The organism is Chryseobacterium sp. Marseille-Q3244, from assembly GCF_940807095.1.
Classification (GTDB): Bacteria; Bacteroidota; Bacteroidia; order Flavobacteriales; family Weeksellaceae; genus Chryseobacterium.
Genome location: NZ_CALNWX010000003.1, coordinates 317,717 through 340,114 on the forward strand (window position 1 = coordinate 317,717; position 22,398 = coordinate 340,114).

At 36.5% G+C, this 22,398-nt stretch carries 12 protein-coding genes; 6 read left to right on the forward strand and 6 right to left on the reverse strand.

The features are described 5' to 3' along the window. On the forward strand, positions 1-828 hold the full coding sequence (locus NBX25_RS07250) for an ion transporter (RefSeq protein ID WP_123908433.1): 828 nt from the start codon (positions 1-3) through the stop codon (positions 826-828). 43 nt (positions 829-871) lie between these two features. Continuing rightward, on the forward strand, positions 872-1,030 hold the full coding sequence (locus NBX25_RS07255) for a hypothetical protein (RefSeq protein WP_164464383.1): 159 nt from the start codon (positions 872-874) through the stop codon (positions 1,028-1,030). Between the two features lie 102 nt (positions 1,031-1,132). Here the strand turns inward: NBX25_RS07255 and NBX25_RS07260 are convergent, their stop codons facing one another. The 3 genes from NBX25_RS07260 to dnaE form a co-directional block, all read right to left on the reverse strand. Then, positions 1,133-3,523: a T9SS type A sorting domain-containing protein gene (locus NBX25_RS07260; protein ID WP_250253294.1), complete on the reverse strand. Its 2,391-nt coding sequence runs from the start codon at positions 3,521-3,523 to the stop codon at positions 1,133-1,135. Between the two features lie 125 nt (positions 3,524-3,648). Then, positions 3,649-6,582, reverse strand: coding sequence for a T9SS type A sorting domain-containing protein (locus NBX25_RS07265; protein WP_250253295.1), 2,934 nt, complete (start codon positions 6,580-6,582; stop codon positions 3,649-3,651). 342 nt (positions 6,583-6,924) lie between these two features. Beyond that, positions 6,925-11,604 (reverse strand): DNA polymerase III subunit alpha, encoded by a 4,680-nt coding sequence (dnaE, locus tag NBX25_RS07270; protein ID WP_250253296.1) that lies wholly within the window; start codon positions 11,602-11,604, stop codon positions 6,925-6,927. A gap of 271 nt (positions 11,605-11,875) precedes the next feature. Between dnaE and NBX25_RS07275 the strand changes: the two genes are divergently transcribed. From NBX25_RS07275 to NBX25_RS07285, 3 genes are all read left to right on the forward strand, one after another. Further along, positions 11,876-14,029: a S8 family peptidase gene (locus tag NBX25_RS07275; protein WP_250253297.1), complete on the forward strand. Its 2,154-nt coding sequence runs from the start codon at positions 11,876-11,878 to the stop codon at positions 14,027-14,029. Positions 14,030-14,463: 434 nt separating this feature from the next. After that, complete coding sequence (locus NBX25_RS07280) at positions 14,464-16,536, forward strand: alpha-ketoacid dehydrogenase subunit alpha/beta (RefSeq protein ID WP_250253298.1); 2,073 nt, start codon at positions 14,464-14,466, stop codon at positions 16,534-16,536. Positions 16,537-16,744: 208 nt separating this feature from the next. After that, positions 16,745-17,776: a bestrophin family protein gene (locus tag NBX25_RS07285; protein ID WP_250253299.1), complete on the forward strand. Its 1,032-nt coding sequence runs from the start codon at positions 16,745-16,747 to the stop codon at positions 17,774-17,776. Between the two features lie 71 nt (positions 17,777-17,847). Here the strand turns inward: NBX25_RS07285 and NBX25_RS07290 are convergent, their stop codons facing one another. Next, positions 17,848-18,306: an Lrp/AsnC family transcriptional regulator gene (locus NBX25_RS07290; protein ID WP_123908440.1), complete on the reverse strand. Its 459-nt coding sequence runs from the start codon at positions 18,304-18,306 to the stop codon at positions 17,848-17,850. Positions 18,307-18,463: 157 nt separating this feature from the next. Here NBX25_RS07290 and NBX25_RS07295 point away from each other — a divergent pair, with 157 nt between their 5' ends. Further along, positions 18,464-19,690, forward strand: a complete 1,227-nt coding sequence (locus NBX25_RS07295; RefSeq protein ID WP_123908441.1) for an aminotransferase class I/II-fold pyridoxal phosphate-dependent enzyme — start codon at positions 18,464-18,466, stop codon at positions 19,688-19,690. Between the two features lie 103 nt (positions 19,691-19,793). Here the strand turns inward: NBX25_RS07295 and NBX25_RS07300 are convergent, their stop codons facing one another. Further along, complete coding sequence (locus NBX25_RS07300; protein ID WP_250253300.1) at positions 19,794-20,798, reverse strand: glycosyltransferase family 2 protein; 1,005 nt, start codon at positions 20,796-20,798, stop codon at positions 19,794-19,796. Positions 20,799-21,147: 349 nt separating this feature from the next. Next, complete coding sequence (locus tag NBX25_RS07305) at positions 21,148-22,311, reverse strand: THUMP domain-containing class I SAM-dependent RNA methyltransferase (RefSeq protein WP_123908444.1); 1,164 nt, start codon at positions 22,309-22,311, stop codon at positions 21,148-21,150. Between the last annotated feature and the right edge of the window lie 87 nt (positions 22,312-22,398).

Genomic DNA, 22,398 nt, shown 5'->3' on the forward strand with positions numbered 1-22,398 from the left:
ATGGAAAGAGAGCATAATCTTGTTCCTGAAGATAGGCTTTGGAAAAGATACCTTTACCGGATAATTTATCGTTCTGATACCAGGCTCGGAAAATTATTTGACATCATCTTATTATCTTTAATTCTTGCAAGTACCGCCATTATTATGATGGAAAGTGTACCTCAGCTTGACAAAAGATTTCATTATACATTCCTGATTATTGAATGGATTATTTCTATTTTTTTTACCGCAGAATATTGTATGCGGATTTCCGTATTAAAAAATAAAAAACATTATATCTTCAGTTTCTTCGGAATCATAGACTTCCTTGCCTTAGTTCCGTTTTATCTAAGTTTCTTCTTTCCCGTTACTAAATATTTTCTGATCTTCAGAATGCTGAGAATGCTGAGGGTTTTCAGGATTTTCAATTTACTGGATTTCATGAATGATGGATATCTTATTGTAAGGGCTTTAAAAAACAGCTCAAGAAAAATTTACATATTCCTTCTGTTTCTGATTATATTTTCAGTGATTGTAGGCTCTCTCATGTTTATGGTGGAGGGTGGCCGACAGGGCTTTGAAACCATCCCACAATCAATTTACTGGGCCGTAGTAACTGTGACTACCGTAGGATACGGAGATGTCTCCCCGATCACTCCACTGGGAAAGTTTTTCGCAGTCGTTCTAATGTTGGCTGGTTATTCCATTATTGCTGTTCCTACGGGAATTGTAACGGCAGAAATGAGAAACAAAAGACAAAACCTGGAAAAGGTATGTGACCGTTGCGGTAATGAAGATATTGATGATGATGCAAGATACTGCAAACAATGTGGCAAGAAATTAGCTTGATAGTGAATATTAGTTTAATCTATTCACCAAATACCACAAAGTCATGGAACCAAAAAAGAAAAATAAACCGAATAGCTTAGTAATTATTCTTTTCGCATTAATAGCACTGATGATTATTATTTACTTTATCCTTGTAATGTTCTTCCCAACTGTTTTCGACCTTATGAATACAGGAGACATACAACCAGTACCGGACAAATAATAAGGGATAGATCTTTAAAAACAAAAAGATGAGCGAAAGTTTCGCTCATCTTTTTTTGAATTAAATAAAAGATTCATTGTATAATGAATGATAGACTCTTATTTATTTTTTAATTGCTTTCACTGTTTGTTTGGTTCCGTCTTTCATATTCAAAATCACCATATACAGACCTTGTTTCAAGTCTCCTAAATGAAGAACAGATGAAGGGCTTTCAATCGTTTTCACCAATCTTCCTGAAACATCTGTAACAGATACCGACTTCACCTGATCTGCTTTTGCAATATTCAGAACATCAGCAAATGGGTTTGGATATACTTTAATTTCATTCTTAGCTTTAGATACCTCTGAAGTTCCAAGACTTTCTTTATTAATAGTAATGGTAAACACATCCTCTGCCTGATCGTCCGTATTATCATAATGTCCTACATTCACATAATATACAGTTCCTGCGGCCGTTGATACAGAAATTGTTTCTGCGCCTCCCGCACCAGCATTATCAACCGTATTTTCACAAGATAAGTTACCACATGTACCGCTATACACCCCTATCTGAGGGTCAAAACCAATTCCTGCAGGCATCGTAACTTTAATATCATAAACAGTACCATCTCCTGTAAAAGTAAACCATGTTCCATCATTCATATTGTCTGAACAAATATCAATCACACCATTATTATTAGTAGCTCCCAATGCATCAGCCTGTGTATAGCTATAAGGAAATACAGATGCAATCAAAGCTCCTGAACAATCATCATTTACCGGAGGTGGAGGTGGTGTTGCTACACATATATTAAAGCCTATAGCCCGACCTGTTCCACCATAAGAAAATACTCTTACATAATAAATAGTACCTACGGTAAGCCCATCAACAATTTTTGATAATGGATCTGAACATACAACATTTGTCAATCCGGTAGCACAATCTCCACTGAAAACCTGGAAATAAGTATCCGTAGTATTGTAATCTCCAATAGAAACTACATCACTCAGTGTAATAACATGTTTAGTTGAAGTAGCCGTAAATTTGAACCATACATCATCATCAGGATTACCTGAACAGGTATCCAAAGATACTCCAGAGTCTGTTGCGCCAAGGGTATGCCCAGCAGTTACTGCTCCACAGCTTATACTTGGATTTACCGTCAATGTAACCGCTGTAGCGCAATCATCATTGGCTGGAGGTGGTGGCAATGTACCTACACATATATTAAAACTTTGAGCATACTCTCCCCCTTCACTGTAACTGTAAACTCTTACATAATAAGTTTCACCTACATTAAGCCCTGTAACAACACTTGATCCAGTATATGAGGAACATACAACATTTGCTAAACCTGTACAGTCACCGCTCAACACCTGGAAATAAGCACTGTCATCGAATTCTGATCCAACAGAGGTTACATTTCTAAGTGAAATAATATGGCTGGCTTCTGTTGCAGTAAATTTATACCATACATCATCATCAGCAGCTCCATAACAAGGGTCTGTATCTAGTCCTGAATTTGTTGCAGCAATGGTAGTTCCTGCAGTGACGGCACTACAGCTTAAGTCCGGGTTCACCGTCAAAGTAATAGCAGCAGCACATTCATCATTAGATGGCGGCGGCGGTGTAGTGGTAAATTTTGTTTCAAAACAACCCGAAGACTCACCTCCAGCTCCCACTGCTACTACTCTTACGTAATAAGTTGTATTAAGAGAAAGAGGAGTTGACGGAGTAAAACTTGTAGTGCTTACAATTTGCTGATTCACAATATTTGATCCTCCCGGAGTGGTTCCGATGGAGATTTTATAGCTTGTAGCCCCGGATGATGCATACCAACTAATTTCAGGAGATATAGGAACTAGCACCGCATTGTTTATCGGAGACATCACATTAGTACAGGAAGGCACTGCATTGGGAGTAAGCCCTATAAAAGTAATAACAGATCTATACCCTAACAATTCACCTTCATTAGGATCAGCAGGATCACAATCTTCAAAATAACCTACTGTACTAATTGCACTCTTAGGGACATTATTAAGATTATGAACATAAAATGCCCGATCTTCTGAATAATTATATTCCGGATTATTTTCATCAACTGCAACGACTAAATTCTGCGTATTGTTATAAGGAAAAGGAACTGAGAATGTAAGCTCTACCACATCATTTACAGCACTGATTGTACCAGCATATACTTCTGTAAGATCTGAAAGAGCAACCCAATCAGACTCAGAAGCAAATTCAGACTTCGAAGTATGCCCCAGGTAGACAACCCAATCTGATGCGTCAGTTATATTTACATTGGGATTCACATAGAATTTAAGTCCCGTAATATTTCCTGCAGCATTCGTGTTAATTTCCTGTTTTTTGAATATCTGTTGGGAATAGGAATATTCCCAAAAGTTATCGATTGGAACTTTTCCAACCATTGAGCTTCCTCCACCTAAGGTGATTTGAGCATTTAAAATCATGCTTACCATCAGCAAGCACAAGAGTAAGATTTTCTTCATATACAATTTTTTTAAGGTGTTAATATATTACCAAATTAATAATAATTTTAATACAACATTAAAAAAATATTAAAAAAAAGCAGCAACCGTTAAGTTACTGCTTTAAATTCTTATATTAATTGGTTTTATCTCTTAATTGATTTAACCACTTGTTTTGATCCGTCTTTCAGATGTAACACGATCAAATACATTCCTTGTTTCAAATCTGTTAATTGAAGTTCAGAAGAAGGTTTTTCAATTGTTTTCACTACTCTTCCCGCAAGATCAATAACAGAAACAGATTGCACTTTAGAAATATCAGAAATATTAAGTGTATCAGTAAATGGATTAGGATAAACTTTTATTTCTTTTACTTTCTCAGAAACCACTTCAGATGTTGATAGTGAACTGCTTGTAATATTGAGGTCAAAATTTCCTTCCGGATTGTCTACTGACGAAGAATAATATCCCACATTTACATAATATACAGTTCCCGCCACTGAATTAAAGGTGTAGGTTTCTGTACTACCTACACTTGAGAACACTGCATCCGCAGTACCTACACAAGTAAGAGCACCACAGCTTCCACTATATACAGATATCTTATGGTCCCACGCTGTAGTATTTTTTGCCGCTACCGTGATTTCATTTCCGTTTCCTGTAAATTTAAACCACATACCATCATTAGAAGCAGAAGAACAGGCAGTAATAAATCCGGTTCCATTGGTAGAGCCTGCCCCATCAGTTTGAGAATAAGTATATGGTAAAGAAGACGCTACCAAAGCTCCTACACAGTCATCATTAACTGGTGCAGGATTAGCATTTACGGTAAATGATCTTTCAGTACAGCCTGTTGAAGTAGTTGTATTTACTTTATAGTAATACTTTGTTCCTGGCGTCAAAGCTGTTGTAAGTGTATATGATGTAACATTTCCTACATCTACATTATTCATGATATCAGAGCCACCAGCAGTAGTTCCAATCGTTAAGGTATAAGAAGTCGCTGTCACAATTGGACTCCATTTGAATGTAGGTTTTACCGGTTGAATAGCAGATAAATCCGCCGGATAAGTTACAGAAGGACATGTTCCTTGGGTCGTAAAGTTTCTTACTGTACAAGAACTTCCCGTTAAACCTCCAGCATAACCAGTCACTGTATAATAATACTTCGTACTGAAAGCTAGTGGCGTGGTAAGTGTATAGGTTGTAACGTTTCCTACATCTACATTATTCAAAATGTCTACCCCACCAGAAGTAGTTCCCATAGAGATTCTATAACCTGTAGCTCCTGTTATTGCATCCCAAGTGAAGGCAGGCAATACTGAAACTCCAGTAGCTGATGAACTAGGTGCTGTCACTACCGGACACAAAGTACTTGTTGTAAAGGTTCTTTCCGCACATGCAGTTCCTACGGTACTTCCTGAATAAGCAATGACTTTATAATAATATTTCGTATTGAAAGCCAATGGTGTAGTAAGCGTATAGGTAGCTACATTTCCTACATCCACATTATCCATAATATCATTTCCTCCTGCGGTAGTTCCCATAGTAATTCTATATCCCGTAACCCCGGCTATTGCAGTCCATGTAAAAGTAGGAAGCACTGATACACCGGTTGCCGCTGCGCTAGGTGCAGAAACTGTAGGACAAAGAACTGTCGTTGTAAAGGTTCTTTCCGAACAAGCAGTTCCTACCGTACTTCCTGAATAAGCAATGACTTTATAATAATATTTCATATTGAAAGCCAATGGTGTAGTAAGCGTATAAGTTGCAACATTTCCTACATCAAAATTATCCATAATATCATTTCCGCCAGTGGTAGTACCAATTGTAATTCTATATCCGGTAACCCCAGCAATTGCAGTCCATGTGAAAGTAGGAAGTACCGATACACCTGTTGCCGCTGAGCTAGGTGCTGAAACGGAAGGACATAAAGTAGCTGTTGTAAAGGTTCTTTCTGTACAACCTGAACTTACAGATGTAGGACTATAACTACTAACCGTATAATAGTATTTAGTATTAAACAACAATGGTGTTGTAAGAGTATAAGTGGTAACATTTCCTACATCTACATTATTCATGATATCAGTTCCACCTGTTGTACTTCCTATCGAAATCTTATACCCGGTAGCTCCTGATACTGATGACCAGGTAATAGCAGGAAGTACAGAAACTCCAGTTGCCGCTGAGCTAGGTGCTGAAACAGTAGGACAACCAATATTCAAAGTCGTGAAAGAACTTTCTGAACAGCCTGTATTAGATCCAAGATCATTGGTAGGAATTACCTTTACAAAATATGTTGTTGAATAATTCAGGATATTTGCTGCAGGAAGAGTATAACTAAGCGTATTTCCCACATTTACATTATTCAATACATCGGTTCCACCCTGAGTAGTTCCTATATTAATCAAATACCCGGTAGCTCCGGCTGCACTGTTCCATTTTAGTGTAGGAGTTCTGGAAACTCCGGTTGCCGCTGCTGCAGGCGCCACTAACGTGGTACATCCTGGAGGCGTTGTAATTGGCTGGCTTAATTTGATTTCATCAAATCCTAAATAAAAATCCCCAGGAGAGACATAGTTCGCCGTAATTCTGAATTTAAAATCCGCCCCGGCAGGAATTGTTCCCGCAGGAATTGTTCCTGAAACAGTAGTACAAGAAATGGGAGTAGTGCCCGGACTATCAAGATTGACAGGAGCAACCAAAGTGGTCCAGTTCCCTCCACCATCTAAGGAATACTCAGCTGTAAAGTTTCCTTTGGTACTTGCGGTGGATGAATATCCTTTAGCTGCATACTGGAATGAATAATCAAGAGCCAGGCCATTGGAATTGAGAGAAGAATAAACAAGATTATAAGACGTTACACTGCTGTAAAGGTTCCTATAAGCCATATTTGATCCTGCACAAGCAGTACCAGACGACCACATTCCTATTGATGGTGTCTGTGATGCAGTAGTGGGTAACGCAGACGAGGTCCATCCAGGAGATAACGACCCACCCTCAAATCCCTCATTAACGAGGATCTGTGCTGAGGCTCCCATACCAAGAGCCATCATACACATCAGTAGAATTCTTTTCATAATAGTAATAATAATAGTTAGGGCGGTAAAAGTAAAAAATATTTAAATAAATATCATAAAATATTAAAAAACATTAATTAGTGAATTATAAATATCTATTATTTTTAAATAAAATTAAACAATTATTTAATTTTAACAATTATTTGTCAATCCAAAATAAACTACTTAAAATATTAATTATCAATTTATTACAATAAATAAAATTAAAACCCTACCTGTGAAAAAATTACAACTTAACATAAAATAATATTTTCCACATAAAACAAATATTATCAAGTCTTTAGGTCATCTACCAAAAAAAAGTGGCTCTGGGCCACTTTTTTTATTCGTTAATTTATCTTTTTAGTTCAAATAGAACTCATATTTATTAAGTAATTGTATTTCTTTAATGAGATCTCCATTTAAATCTACAGAATGCTTCATAGATTGAACTTCAATTTGGGAATCATCTTCAATATTCTTAATAAAGAATTTTAATTTCTGATTTCCTTTATTTCTATCCAATACCGTCCTGAAGAAATCCAGATCCTCCGATCTTACATCCATTACATCCATCACTAAAGAAATACTCTTAGCAAATCTCTCAAATGCTTCCTGAAGCTCAATCACATCATTTACATTCACAAAGACCCTTCCATCTTTTACCTGAGCAAATTTGATTTTAAAGATAACAAATCTTTGTACTTCAAGCTTTTCCTTTAGCCTCATATAATCCCTATCCCCCAATCTGAAAGAATAAGAACCGGAATAATCTTCCAAGGTCACAAAAGCTACTTTTTCACCACTTCTGAAACCATCCTGAACTTTATATTCCGTGATAAGACCTGCTACAGTATATTCTTTTCCACCACCGCCATTTTCTCTTTCCTTCTGAAGTGTTTTCCAGTCTTTCTTTTTTTCTTCAAACAATTCTTCCTGTTTATTGGCAAAAGCCTGCTCTTTGTAAGCATCTACCTCATCCAGATTTAAGAATAAGAAATTTCCTTTTGGCTCTGCTTTTTTAGTAGTTTCCTCTATCACTTCTTCTTCTCCTACAGATAATTCATCAGAAACAATTTCAGTAATGTCGGTAGTTTCATCCTGTGAATCCTGCTCCAAAACAGGAGCTTCATCGGTTACCGTTTTTTCCTCTTCATCTTTTTCCAGAACTGATTTCTTAGAAAGTCTCCCCTGCATAAACTGGAACTGATACTTAAATTCATCCAGCGGATGGGCAGAAAGATAGAATCCAATGGTCTCCTTTTCCTTGTTTAGCTTATGCATATTCGGCCATTCCGGACAAGGCAGTAATTTAGGCTGCTCAATCTGAACTTCATCTGCAAAATCTGCAAACAGAGAAAACTCCATTTCATTTTTACTTTCCTGAAAGCTCTGCCCGTATCTGATCAATCTTTCAAGATTGGTTCTTCCCGCCATATCAATATCAAAATACTGACCTCTATGAAAAGCATCCAATTCATCAAACGCTCCGGCAACCACTAAACTTTCAGCTACTCTTTTATTCATTTGTGAAGGCAATATTCTTTCAAAAAAATCATAAATATTTTTGAACCTTCCGTTTTCTCTTTCTCTTGTAATCGCCTCACTCGGCCCTTCTCCAATCCCCTTAATAGCTCCCAGACCAAAACGGATCTGACCTTTTTCGTTTACAGAGAATTTATATTGAGATTCATTCACATCTGGGCCCAGAACATCCACTCCCATACTCTTACAATCCTCCATGAACATGGTAATCGAGTCAGTATTGTTAATGTTATTACTCATTACACTCGCCATATATTCTGCAGGATAATTCGCTTTCAAATAGGCTGTTTGATAAGCGATAAAAGCGTAACATGTTGAGTGAGATTTGTTGAAGGCATATTCTGCAAAGGCTTTCCAGTCATTCCAGATTTTCTCCAGCCTTTCTTCATTAAGATTGTTTTTTCTTCCTCCTTCAATAAATTTAGGATACATTTTGTTAAGAACATCAATCTGCTTCTTACCCATTGCTTTTCTCAACGTATCGGCCTCACCTTTTGTAAAGTTGGCCAGTTTCTGAGACAAAAGCATTACCTGTTCCTGATAAACAGTAATTCCGTAAGTTTCCTTTAAATATTCTTCTGTTTCCGGTAAGTCATAAACAATCTCTTCAACACCATGCTTTCTGTTAATAAAGTTTGGAATATATTTAATGGGTCCCGGGCGATACAATGCATTCATGGCAATAAGATCCGCAAAAACTGTAGGCTTAAGCTCCCTCATGTATTTTTGCATACCCGGACTTTCATACTGGAAAATCCCGACCGTTCTCCCTTCTTTAAATAACTGATATGTTTTAGCATCATCCAATGGAATAAGATCCGGATCAATATCTAATCCATATCTTGCTTTCACCAGTTTTAGGGCATCTTTAATGATTGTAAGAGTTCTAAGACCCAGGAAGTCCATCTTCAAAAGACCAGCACTTTCCGCCACCGAGTTATCAAACTGGGATACAAGAATATCAGCATCTTTAGCAGCAATAGTTACCGGAACCAGATTACTCACATCTTCCGGAGTAATAATCACCCCACAGGCATGAATTCCGGTATTTCTGATACATCCTTCCATCTTTTTAGCACTTGCCAGCACTCCATGGCGTGAGTCATCAGGACTCTCCAGAACATACCTCATCTCATCAACGAGCATCTGTTCTTCCGGTTTCAGTTTATCATATTTTGCTAATGCTTTCGCAATATTCATCCCTGGTGTAGAAGGGATAAGTTTAGCAATATTGTTTGTATCAGGAATTGGAACATCCAGTACCCTTCCGGCATCTTTAATGGCAGATTTTCCTCCCAATACGGAATAAGTAATGATCTGCGCTACCTGGCTTTGTCCATATTTTTCAATTACCCATTTGATGACACGATCTCTACCTTCATCATCAAAGTCAATATCAATATCCGGCATTGAAACCCTTTCCGGATTCAGGAATCTCTCAAAAAGGAGATCATATTTAATAGGGTCAACATTAGTAATTCCGATACAGTAAGCAACGGCAGATCCAGCTGCAGATCCCCTTCCCGGTCCTACCCAAACACCCATATTACGAGCTTCATTACAGAAATCCTGAACAATAAGGAAGTATCCTGGATATCCCGTATTGGCAATTACTTCCAATTCGAAATCCAGACGTTCTTTGATTTCAGCAGAAATTTCGCTCATAAGTCCTGAATCAACATATCTTCTTTTAGCTCCCTCATAAGTAAGATGGGTAAGATAAGCCATCTCCCCTCTTTTCCCTCCATCTAAGTCATCTTCTGCATGGATAAACTCTTCAGGAATATCAAATTTCGGAAGAAGAACGTCTCGTTTTAAGGTATAAGGTTTAAATTTTGCAAAAAACTCTTCATATGCTTCAAATGCATCCGGATAAGCAAGGAAAGCTTTTTTTATCTCATCAGAGCTTTTCATATAATACTCTCCGGTAGCAAGCCCTCTCCTTTTTCCAAACCCTTTCCCAATAGGTGTTGTAAGCTTTTCACCGTCTTTGATACAGCTTACAATATCCTGAATATTAGCATCATCTCTATTGGTATAAAAAGTTTCGTTCTGAGCCAGAATTTTAACACTATATTTATCTGCCAGATACAGCAGAACCTCATTTAAGTGTTCTTCTTCAGGCAAATTGTGGTTTTGAAGCTGAACATAAAAATCATCACCAAAAGTATCACTCCACCATTTGAAAAGTTCCTCCCCTTTTTGTTCACCGGTATTTAAAATAGCATCAGGGATATCTCCCATAATTCCGGAAGTCAAGGCAATAATACCTTCTTTATACTCAGCAATCAGTTCTCGGCTGATCCTCGGAACCCCGAAATAGAACCCCTTTAAGAAACCGATACTTGAAAGTTTTGCTAAGTTTTTATACCCATTAAAGTCTTTTGCCAAAAGTACCACCTGAGTTCTCCTGTCCGGATCATCTTTGGTAAACTGTTTTTGTTCATACCTTTCTGAAATATAAAATTCACATCCTACCACAGGAATTAGCGGAACAGAAACAGGTTCTTCTTCATTAAATTCGGTTCCATTTTCTTCAGCCTCCTGTTTTTTAGCCAGATATTCTTTATGTTTTTTAGCTCGGTCTCCATTAGCTCCTTCCACTGCAGAAACAAACTTGAAAGCTCCCATCATATTTCCCAGATCCACCATTCCGACCGCTGGGAAGTTTTCATCAGAAGCCTTTTTAATCAGATCATTAATACTTGAAGTAGCTGTTAATGTTGAAAAAACACTGTGATTATCAAAATTGAAATATTTTCCTAAATCAATTTCATCAATACTTCCAAAATCCTGCTGTTTTTTCTTATTATGAAAATCTGCAACCTGCCTTCTGATGACAATATTGAAAGGCTTGATCGGATCCGGATAAAGACTCTTGAAATAAGCTAACTGATCCTCTGAAATCTTTAATGTTTCAGCGGGAACTACTCCAATTCTTATCATTTCAAAGAAAGCTCTGGCAGTAGCATTTACGTCAGCCGCCGCATTATGGGCTTCATCAAATTTACTCCCATAAAGTTTTTCATAAAGCTCCTCAAGTTTTGGAGATTTATATCTTCCTCCACGACCTCCTCCTAACTGACAGAAATCAGTTCCCAGAATCATCGTATCAGCTCTGGGTTTTTCTTGCAGGTTGTCTTGTATATTTTTTCTATAGAATTCCGCTCCAACAATATTGTAATCAAATTCAACATTGTGACCGGAAACTACCCTTACTTTTTCAAGAACTTTAGAAAACTCTTCTAAGATTTCCTGCAGGTCACGTCCTTCTTCATTAGCAATTTTCGTCGTAATCCCGTGAATTCTAGCAGCGTTAAAGGGGATATCATACCCTTCAGGTTTTATTATATAATCCTGATTTTCAATTAAATTACCATCATCATCGTGCACCTGCCATGCAATCTGAACCATTCTTGGCCAGTTATCAGAATCTGAAAGCGGAGCATTGAAATTTTTTGGTAAACCTGTTGTTTCTGTGTCAAAAATTAAATACATATAATTTTCTAACTTTTTTATAAAAAAGAGAATGTAAAGTTACTTCATTTTTTCGAATTTACTGTCTTTAAAACATCACTTAAAAACAATAAATCAATTTAAAAATATAGAAATAAAACACAATTAACAAATCAAACAAAACAAAGCAATAAAAACAATAAAAACAAAACGAAATAATAAAAAAAATAACATTAATTCACTAAAAATGAATTTTATAAATATTTTACCCTATATTTGAGCCGTTACAATTTTTAATATTTTACTAATCATTATGAAGAAACATTTACTTTTGGTCAGCACTCTAGCTATTTCAATGCTAAGTGCGCAAAACAATGAAGGATTACAAAGAGAATTTGAAAGACAAAACAAAGAGAACAGCGCTAAGTTTGACTCTTATGTTGCAAAAAAGTATGGAAGTACTGCAAAGTCAGCTGACATTCAGAAAAAAATTGAAGAAGAAAAAGCTAATCTAGCAGGATTTTTCCGTAATAAACCTTATTTCTATCAAGCAGATGATCAAAATCAAATTTTGAACAGTAATGTAGATGCCTTAACTACAGCGGGTGGCGTTGCTGGATTGGCAGGATCTTTCAATGGAGAAGGAATACTTTATACCATATTTGACGGAGGAAGAATTTATGCAGCACACCCTGCATTTAACAATACAGCTGGCAGAATTTCTAACAAAGAAGCCGCTACAAATGCATACAGCGCACATTCTACTGGTGTTGCCAGTATTGTGGGGGCTAAATCATCTCCTCTAACTGCAACAGCACCTGATGGGACAACAAGCACTGGAAATGCAATGGGGATAGCATTAAATTCAACAATGGATTCTTATAGATTTGCTACAACAACCCTACCTGGCAATACAGCTACTAGTACTGTATTTCAAAAAATCATCATAGCTCAGCCAAAAATCTCTAACCACTCTTATGGAAGTAATGCAGGATGGAATATTGCGACCGTTTCCGGTCAAACCGCTCTGGTTTGGAATGGAGACTACTATCCTGCTACCGATACTGAGCCTTATGCAACTTTTGATCTACAAGGTACCTATTTTACTAATGATCAAAACTATGATAACATTGTATACAGCAACCCTACAAATGTTATTGTAAAATCTGCAGGTAACTATTTTGGTATGGGACCTGCCTTACCAGGTGGATCAACAGCTCCTAAATATTACACAGACGAAAATGGAGATCTAGCTTTGTTTACTGCAACAGATACCCTTCCTACAACAAACTGTGGTAACGGTGGAGATTGTATAGGACCTGGCTCTCTAGCTAAAAACATTATTGTCGTAGCTGCTACTGAAGTTATCACTACTAATAACTATAGATATACCACTTCAACAGATGTTGTAAAAGCTGATTACAGTAGTGCTGGACCAAGAGATGATGGAGGTATTAAACCAGATATTGCAGCTCCGGGATCAGATATCTGGATGGCATCAACTGCAGAAAATACTACAGGAAGTACTGCTTGGCAAATCAACAGTGGAACTTCAATGGCTGCACCACAGGTAACAGGAATTATCGGACTTTGGATGCAAATATATAAATCAATGTTTAACAATGCAGATATGAACGCTGCAGCCGCTAAAACATTGATGGTACATTCAGCATCTGAAGCGGGAACTGTAGGACCTGATGCATGGTATGGTTGGGGATACATCAACGCGAAAAAAGGAGCTGAACTTTTAGTTGGGAAATCTAATAATACTGTTATTTTCAATCAAGAAAGCCTAAACAACGGAAGTATAAACTCCCAAATCGTAAAAGCATCAGGAAGCGAACCCCTTAAAGTAACTATTTCCTGGATTGACCCAGAATTTAAACTTCCTGGAAATATCAGTTGGGAAGCTGCATACAATAACCGAAACTCTAGGCTTGTCAATGATTTGGATTTAAGAATTACTGACACCTCTACTAATACAGTATATATGCCTTGGAAGCTTAATGCTATTAATCCAACAGCTCCTGCAACTAAAGGCGACAATACTGTTGACAATATAGAACAAGTAATCATTGATGCTCCAGTAGCGGGAAGAAATTACAAGATTGAAGTCCTTCACAAAGGTACATTGGTTAATAACGCTACTCCAAGCGCTACAGCTCCTCAAAACTATTCAATTATTGTAACTGGATATACTACAGAATCTTTAGGAACTAAAGAAGGGAATAAAGCTTTAAGTGGGCTTAGTGTTGCTCCTTCTGTGACCAAAGATGTAACCAATATCTTAAATGCTCCTAAGAAATCAACATTCACTATCTATGATATGTCTGGTAAGAAATTGCAAAACGGAAATATTAATAGTGATAAAGAAGCAATTAATTTATCCGCTCATCCAAAAGGAATTTACATTATTGAAGTAAAATCTGATAAAGATGTAGTAGTTAAAAAAGTGATTAAAGAGTAATCTTAACCACATTATAAATCTATTAAGGATACCAACAAATGCTGGTATCCTTTTTTTATTTTTTTACCAGAGTCCAACTTTCAATCGGATTTCCTTCAAAAAGAATTCAAAGAGTATAAATTGGGAGTTTTAAATAGTTTAAACACCTATCTTTTCGTTACAAAAGACATAAAAAACACCCAGCAAGTTCCTAAAAAATCTACTTTGATACCTGATGACCAGCTTCCCCAAAAATAGATAACAGGGGAATTAACAGCAATAAGCAAGTAGTTAATTTATAAGCTCATACAAAATAAATTCACATCATAAAGCAAAACCTAACAAAGACGTTATTTCTGAAAAATTCATTGAAGAATAATCAATGAATTCATATTTTTCTTGCAAAATACTAACACTTGTTAGTATTTTGTTTTTTTTATATATATTTGCTTCCTATGGAAAATGCACTTCACGAAAAAGTTTCTCAGGATATTTTACTTAAAGCGTACAATCATATGATGCTTGCTAAAGCAATGGCCGACATTTATGAGGAAAACAGAAACATCTGTAAATATGTTCACAGTACTTCAAGAGGCCACGAAGCCATCCAATTAGCAACGGCCTACCAATTAAAAAAGGAAGACTGGGTTTCCCCTTATTACAGAGATGAAAGCATTCTTTTAGGAATTGGGTTTGAACCTTACCAATTGATGCTTCAACTACTTGCTAAAGCTGATGATCCTTTTTCAGGAGGTAGATCCTATTACTCCCACCCTTCAAGCAGGGATGAAAATAAACCAAAGATTATTCACCAGAGTTCTGCAACCGGAATGCAGACTATTCCTACAACAGGTGTTGCGCAAGGAATAAAATACATCCAGGATTTCGATCTTCAACAGTTTGAAAATAATCCTGTAGTGGTCTGCAGTCTTGGTGACAACTCTGTAACTGAAGGTGAAGTAAGTGAAGCATTACAATTTGCAGCACTACATCAACTTCCTATCATCTTCCTTGTTCAGGATAATGAATGGGGAATCTCTGTAACCAAAGAGGAAGCAAGAACTTGTGATGCTTATGACTTTGTAGCAGGATTTACCGGATTAAGCAGAATGAGAGTTGATGGAACTGATTTCGTGGAAAGTTTCGAAGCCATGAAAAAGGCAGTAGACTTTGTAAGAACAGAGAGAAAACCTTTGGTTGTCTGTGCAAAAACAGTATTAATCGGACACCACACTTCAGGAGTAAGAAGAGAATTTTATAGAGACGAAGAAGACTTAACAAAACATAGAGCTAAAGATCCGGGAGAAATCCTTAGAAAACACCTACTGGAAACAGGTGCAGACGAAGATCTTTTAAAACAAATCACAAAAAAGGCACGTCTTGAGGCTGAAGAAGCTTTTGAAAAAGCTAAAAATGCTGAAGATCCAACACCTGAAACCGTAATGCAGCATGTATTTGCTCCTACTCCAATTACAGAGGAAACAGGAACTCGTGAACCTGCTAACGGAGAAAAGATCGTGATGGTAGATGCTGCCATTCATGCCATACAGGAACTAATGTGGAAGCATCCTGAAGCTCTTCTTTATGGGCAAGATGTAGGAGAAAGAATTGGTGGTGTTTTCCGTGAGACAGTGACTCTTGGAAAAAAATTCGGAAGCAAAAGAGTTTTCAATACGGCAATTCAGGAAGCTTACATTATCGGGTCTACAACCGGGATGAGTGCCGTAGGTCTAAAACCAATCGTTGAAGTTCAGTTTGCAGATTACATCTACCCTGGAATCAACCAATTAATCACAGAAATATCAAAATCAAGCTACTTAAGTGGAGGAAAATTCCCAGTAAGCAACATTATCCGTGTTCCTATCGGAGCTTATGGAGGCGGTGGACCTTACCATAGTGGAAGTGTTGAAAGCATTCTGGCCAATATTAAGGGAATCAAAATAGCCTACCCAAGTAATGCTGCAGATTTCAAAGGATTATTAAAAGCAGCTTACTACGATCCGAACCCGGTGGTTATGCTAGAGCACAAAGGATTATACTGGAGTAAAGTTCCTGGAACAGAGGATGCTAAAACCATTGAACCGGCTGAAGATTACGTTTTACCTTTTGGAAAAGGAAAAATCATCATAGAAGCTGATAAAGATGAAACTGAAAAAGGCAGAACCTTATTAGTTGTAACTTACGGAATGGGAGTTTACTGGGCGAAAGAAGCAGCTAAGAACTTTAACGGAAGGATTGAAGTAATTGATTTAAGAACGATCATTCCATTGGATGAAGAATTGGTTTTTGAAAGAGCAAAAGCTCACGGAAAATGTATTGTATTGACAGAAGAGCAATTAAACAACTCTTTTGCAGAAGCATTCGCACACAGAATTTCTAAGAATTGCTTTAAATATCTTGACGCTCCTGTTGAAACGATGGGATCTTTAGATGTACCTGCCGTTCCTATCAATCTTGTATTGGAAAAAGAAATGCTTCCAAATGCTGAAAAACTCTCCAAAAAGATCGAAGAAATGTTACAATATTAATTCAATATAAAATATAAGACCTCTAAAATTATTTAGAGGTTTTTTTATGCATTTTTTTCATTACTTTTATTTAGGATTTATCAAACTCAATCCTAGAACATTAAACCTGAACAAAAACTGAAATTAAATTTATAACAGACATTTCTCGATAAACTCTTAAAAAGTTTGGTACTTATTTTGTCTGTACACGCAAAACACATTCATTTTTATGATTACAACCAAATATGTCAATTATAAACAGGTTCTCAATCTATCCGGTTTACATCTTATCTTAATTTCTATCTGGTGTACCCTGATCGCTGTACTTTTTTATTTTTTTAACTGGCACTGGATGACCATTCCATGGGTTCCTGTAGCATTGATTGGTACCGCGGAAGCCTTCTTAGTAGGTTTTAAAAATAACCAGGCCTATGACAGACTTTGGGAAGCCCGAAAAATATGGGGCGGAATCGTGAACTCCAGTCGTTCATTTGCATCAATGGTACAGGCCTTCGATACCAAAAATGAAGAAATAGGTGTTTTTGATCTTGAAGATCGTAAGAAAAAAATCATCAACCGTCATATTGCATGGCTATATACTTTCCGCGAACAACTTTTAGTTCCTACAGAATGGGAACACATCAGTAGTGAAAATAATAAATTCGGAAATATCAATCTCAGAAGAAACAGATTGATTAAAGCAGGCTTTCCAGATTATGGAAGAGCTCCTATTTTCTTACATAAGTATCTTTCAGAAGAAGAATATGATCTGAAAAGCACCTATAAAAACTTTGCGACTTATCTCATCTCACAACAGGCTAAAGATATCAATGAGTTGAAAAATATGAATGCCATCACAGATTTCAATCAGACACAGCTACAAAACAGCCTGAATGAGTTTTATGGTTTTCAGGGACAGGCAGAGAGAATTAAAAAATTTCCTTCTCCAAGACAGTTTGCCAGCACTGCTTTCGTATTTAATATTCTGTTTATTACACTCCTTCCTCTTGGACTGGTGAACGAATTTGCAAAATTAGGAGATTGGGGAATCTGGACCTCTATTCCCTTCTGTATTATTATTGGGTGGATCTACATTATCATGGAACTCGTAGGAGATTATTCGGAAAATCCCTTTGCAGGACTTATGTTTGATGTTCCGATGCTTTCCATCTGCCGAACCATTGAAATTGATCTTTTACAAATGTTGGGCGAAACAGATTTACCTGATCCGATTTCCTCTAAAAACGGAGTCTTAGTTTAAGATAAATAATAAGCAATTGGTAATGAATAATAATAGTGACTTTTCATAGGAAATTTTATCACTATAATCACTTACAAAACAATTGCAGTTGTATTTTTTACTTCGGAAATCATAAATGAGCTGTGCGTGCTTGCGATGTGTTGAAGTGTCGTAAGCTTCGTCAGCATAAAATTCCGGTAGTCTTCAATATCCTTTACTCCTATTTTAAGAATATAATCGTAATCTCCACTTACATGAAAACATTCTGTGACTTCCTGGAGGTTCATCACTTCTTTTTCAAACTGCAAAACAAACTCTTTCTTATGCTGCGTTAGTTTTATATGACACAAAATAATAAAATTACGCTGCACCTTGCTTTTATTCAATAAGGCTACATACTTTGAAATAACACCAGCATTTTCCAGCTTTTTTATTCGCTCATAAACAGCTGTTACCGATAGTCCAAGCTTACCGGCTAGCTGTTTGGTAGTTTGTTTACAGTCTTCCTGCAAAAACAGCAACAGTTTTTTATCAGTATCATCAAGTTCCATAGATAAATTTTTGGTAAAAATTTAATATTTCCGAAGATAGCAATTATATTTTCTAAATAAACAACATTTCACAGTTTTATATTCTATAAATTCAAATTTATATTGTAATAATTAGGAAAATGATGCAAATTAGGCTCGTAAAATAAAAACAATGCTTATGGAAAATTTTAACGCAGCCAACGAGATCCAGGATCTTCAGTATTTCGGCGAATTCGGAGGAGTAAACCCTTCTATTTCTGATAGCTCTACCTATACTTTCCTTTCTGCAAAGACTATGTTTGACACTTTTGAAGGAAACGCAGAAGGATGCTACCTGTACTCCAGACATTCATCACCCATGAATCTTTATCTGGCTCAGGCTTTAGCAAAAATGGAAAATACAGAATCTGCCAACGTTACAGCATCCGGAATGGGAGCTATTACTTCGGTTTTGATGCAGGTATGTAAAAGTGGTGACCATATCATTTCAAGCAGAACCATCTATGGGGGAACCTATGCTTTCCTTAAAAACTTTTTACCTCAATTTAATGTAGCGACTACCTTTGTAGATATTAATAATTTTGATGCTATTGAAAACGCTATTACTCCCAATACAAAGGTGATTTACTGCGAAAGCGTGAGTAATCCCTTACTTGAAGTGGCAGACCTTAGAAAACTTTCTGAAATCTGTAAAAAACATAATCTAAAACTGATTGTAGACAATACATTTTCACCGCTTTCTATTTCCCCTCAATTATTTGGAGCAGATGTTGTCATTCATAGCTTAACGAAATTCATCAACGGAAGCAGTGACACTGTGGGGGGTGTATATTGCAGCTCGCAGGCGTTTATTGATGATACTAAAAATGTAAACTCCGGAGCATGTATGCTCTTGGGACCAACAATGGACAGTTTAAGAGCATCAAGCATCCTGAAAAACCTGAGAACCCTTCATATCAGAATAAAACAACACAGCCATAATGCCATGTATCTTGCAGAAAGATTTGAACAGGATGGCTTAAAAGTTTCTTATCCAGGCTTACCATCTCATAAGAACCATGAACTCATGAAAAGCATGATTGATGATGAGTACGGATTCGGAGGATTATTAACCCTAGATGCAGGAACTACAGAAAAAGCCAATGAACTGATGGAAATGATGCAGACAGAAAACCTTGGGTATCTGGCGGTAAGCTTAGGTTTCTATAAAACCCTGTTCTCTTGCTCAGGAAAATCAACTTCTTCCGAAATTCCGGAAGAAGAACGTGCATCAATCGGTATTTCTGATGGATTAATCAGATTCTCGATCGGTTTGGACCACGACATCAAAAGAACTTATCATAAAATGAAAGAATGTATGCTGAAAGTAGGAGTTCTTACCCATGAAAACATCTCTATATCCTAAATTTTATTGTACAAAAGAAGGCTGTCTCCATTGAAACAGCCTTCTTTATTTTTTATTGTAAAATCCACGTCTGTGAAATCCGTGTATCTGTGGGAGGCAAATACTATTTCTTATAGTAATGATTTGGAAATGCATCCTCAGGTTTCATTCTGAAAACATTCAGCAGAACCCAGGATTTCAGGAATCCATATCCATAGGAAAACATCTGAATATAGGTGGAGATCACCGCCATTCCGGCAATGCTGATATTTTTAGTCAATAATAAAGCATGGAAAAACACCAAAAACGTATACAATCCATAGAAAGAAAGAATAAATCCTTTTCCAAGCATAAAATATTCAATAAATCCCATAACGTAGCCTAACATAAACAAGGTAGGAAATGCAAAGGATATTTTCACATAGTTCGGATGCCTCTGATTAAGAATTGGCCTTGCACAGCCAAACTGATATACCTGTTTGGAAAATTTTCCAAAGTCTACCCTACGTTTATGATACACTGCAATATCATCAAAAAAAGCAGTTGTAAATCCGTTTTCCCATAGCGTCATCGACAAGTCCGGATCCTCTCCTATTCTCATCTCAGAAAAACCGCCTACTTTTTCAAAAACTGACTTTTTCACTCCCATATTAAAACTTCTGGGCTGAAACTTTGAAACCGCCTTCTTACTTCCTCTGATTCCTCCGGTAGTAAAAACAGAAGTCATGGAATATGAAATCGCTTTCTGCATCAGATTAAAGCCTTTGTGAGCCTTATCTGCTCCTCCGAATGCGTCACAAGGAATCGTTAGGATATCATTTTTTATATGTTCGATATAATCTTTTTCTACAATCACATCACTATCTACAAATACCAGCCATTCATTAGCTGCTCTTTGTGCTCCATAATTTCTTGTAAGCCCTGGTCCAGAATTATCTTTCCTGAAATATTTAATATCCAGTATCTCTTCGAAATTCCTGATGGTAGGTTTCAGATCAATGATTGAGCCATCATCAACAATAATAATTTCAAACGCTCTGTCAGTCTGTTGAGTCAAAGAAGTCAGCAACTCGAAAAGTTCATCCTTTCGGTTGTAAATGGCAACAATAATAGAAATACTAGGCTTCAAATTGAAAATTTTTCAAAATTAGTTATTCGCAGAACAACCTACAAACAGTTTAACAGCTTATTCAAGTAAATTTACTTTCAATCAATTGTAAATAATAAAAATATTAAATCATACTTCCAGAATGGTTTCTGTTATAGTTACAGCCGTTAATTAAACTTAAACCTGTTGCAGTTATTTTTTCTGTGAAATATCAGGATCTTTTAGCTCTTTCTTTTGAGATATTACATTATGATTTAAAGCCTGTCTTTTAGGTTTTGAACGTGATGATTTTGATCTGGAACTAAACAGACCAAATACATCCAAAACAACATCAAATATCTCTAACAAATTCCAGGACATATCTAAATCTTTATTTATTTTCCAATTTATGTACTTTCTTTGTTCCTTCATACATCTCGTACTGTAGGAATCTTGTTTCCAACTTTCCGTTGAACAGCTTAATCTTTCTTGAAGGACGTAATCCGATTTTCTTCACAGCCTCAAGGTCAGATGAAATCAACCATGCAAGTGTGTTCGGATAATTCGTTTTAAACGTATCTCCTATCTTTTTATAGAAATCATCATCATTGATCGAAATCCTCTCATCATAAGGCGGATTAAATACCATCAATAATGGGAAAAGTTCTTTTTTGGAATCAAAGAAATTCTGCTTTTTGATCTCAATCACATCTTCCATTTCTGCGGCTTCCACATTCATTCTGGCAGCATTCAGCATTCTTGCATCAATATCATAGCCTACAATCTTTCCATCAAACTGTCTCACTCTATTGATTCTGAATTCTTTAATCTTTGAAAATAGATCAGCATCATAGTTTTTCCAATTCTGGAATCCGAATCTTTTTCTAAAAATTTGAGCCGGAAGGTCCATAGCAATCATTGCTGCTTCAATCAGTAATGTTCCGGAACCGCACATCGGATCAAGGAAATTCCCTTTTCCATCCCAGCCTGCCAACTGAAGCATTCCGCTTGCAAGAACTTCATTAATTGGTGCTTCCCCTTGCTCTCTTCGGTATCCTCTTTTAAATAAAGCATCACCGGAAGAATCCATAGAAATCATTACCAGTTCTCTGTCAATATGAAGATGGAATTTAATATCCGGATTTCGGGTTTCTACATTCGGACGTCTTTTAAATTTATCCTGAAAATAATCTACAATAGCATCCTTCATTTTTAAGGTTACAAACTGAGAATGTTTGAAGGTTTCAGAATTTACGGTAGCATCAATCGAAAAAGACTGATCGACATCCATGAATTCAGCCCAATCAAATTTGAATAACCGGTCATAAAACTGATGCTGGTTAAAAGCTTTGAACTCGTGAATCGGCACTAAAATCTTCAACGCTGTTCTTGCAGAATAATTGATCTTATAAAGAAAACCAAGATCTCCTTCACAATTAACCGCTCTGTTTTTAATTTCAACCTTTCTTCCCCCTAGTTTTTTGATTTCTTCCGCCAGAATCTGCTCAAGTCCGAAGAATGTTTTGATCTGTATTGGTAGATTTTCTATATCCATAATTTTGAATTAAAAGTTTTAAAGCATTAATAATTAAAAGATTAACCATCCAACTTATTGTTCAATTGAATTTTTCAATCTTTCCAT

Bases quoted from the DNA above. Each gene is read 5' to 3' on its own strand.
- NBX25_RS07250 (WP_123908433.1), top strand. From the start codon at position 1: ATGGAAAGAGAGCATAATCTTGTTCCTGAAGATAGGCTTTGGAAAAGA.
- NBX25_RS07255 (WP_164464383.1), top strand. From the start codon at position 872: ATGGAACCAAAAAAGAAAAATAAACCGAATAGCTTAGTAATTATTCTT.
- NBX25_RS07260 (WP_250253294.1), bottom strand. From the start codon at position 3,523: ATGAAGAAAATCTTACTCTTGTGCTTGCTGATGGTAAGCATGATTTTA.
- NBX25_RS07265 (WP_250253295.1), bottom strand. From the start codon at position 6,582: ATGAAAAGAATTCTACTGATGTGTATGATGGCTCTTGGTATGGGAGCC.
- dnaE (WP_250253296.1), bottom strand. From the start codon at position 11,604: ATGTATTTAATTTTTGACACAGAAACAACAGGTTTACCAAAAAATTTC.
- NBX25_RS07275 (WP_250253297.1), top strand. From the start codon at position 11,876: ATGAAGAAACATTTACTTTTGGTCAGCACTCTAGCTATTTCAATGCTA.
- NBX25_RS07280 (WP_250253298.1), top strand. From the start codon at position 14,464: ATGGAAAATGCACTTCACGAAAAAGTTTCTCAGGATATTTTACTTAAA.
- NBX25_RS07285 (WP_250253299.1), top strand. From the start codon at position 16,745: ATGATTACAACCAAATATGTCAATTATAAACAGGTTCTCAATCTATCC.
- NBX25_RS07290 (WP_123908440.1), bottom strand. From the start codon at position 18,306: ATGGAACTTGATGATACTGATAAAAAACTGTTGCTGTTTTTGCAGGAA.
- NBX25_RS07295 (WP_123908441.1), top strand. From the start codon at position 18,464: ATGGAAAATTTTAACGCAGCCAACGAGATCCAGGATCTTCAGTATTTC.
- NBX25_RS07305 (WP_123908444.1), bottom strand. From the start codon at position 22,311: ATGGATATAGAAAATCTACCAATACAGATCAAAACATTCTTCGGACTT.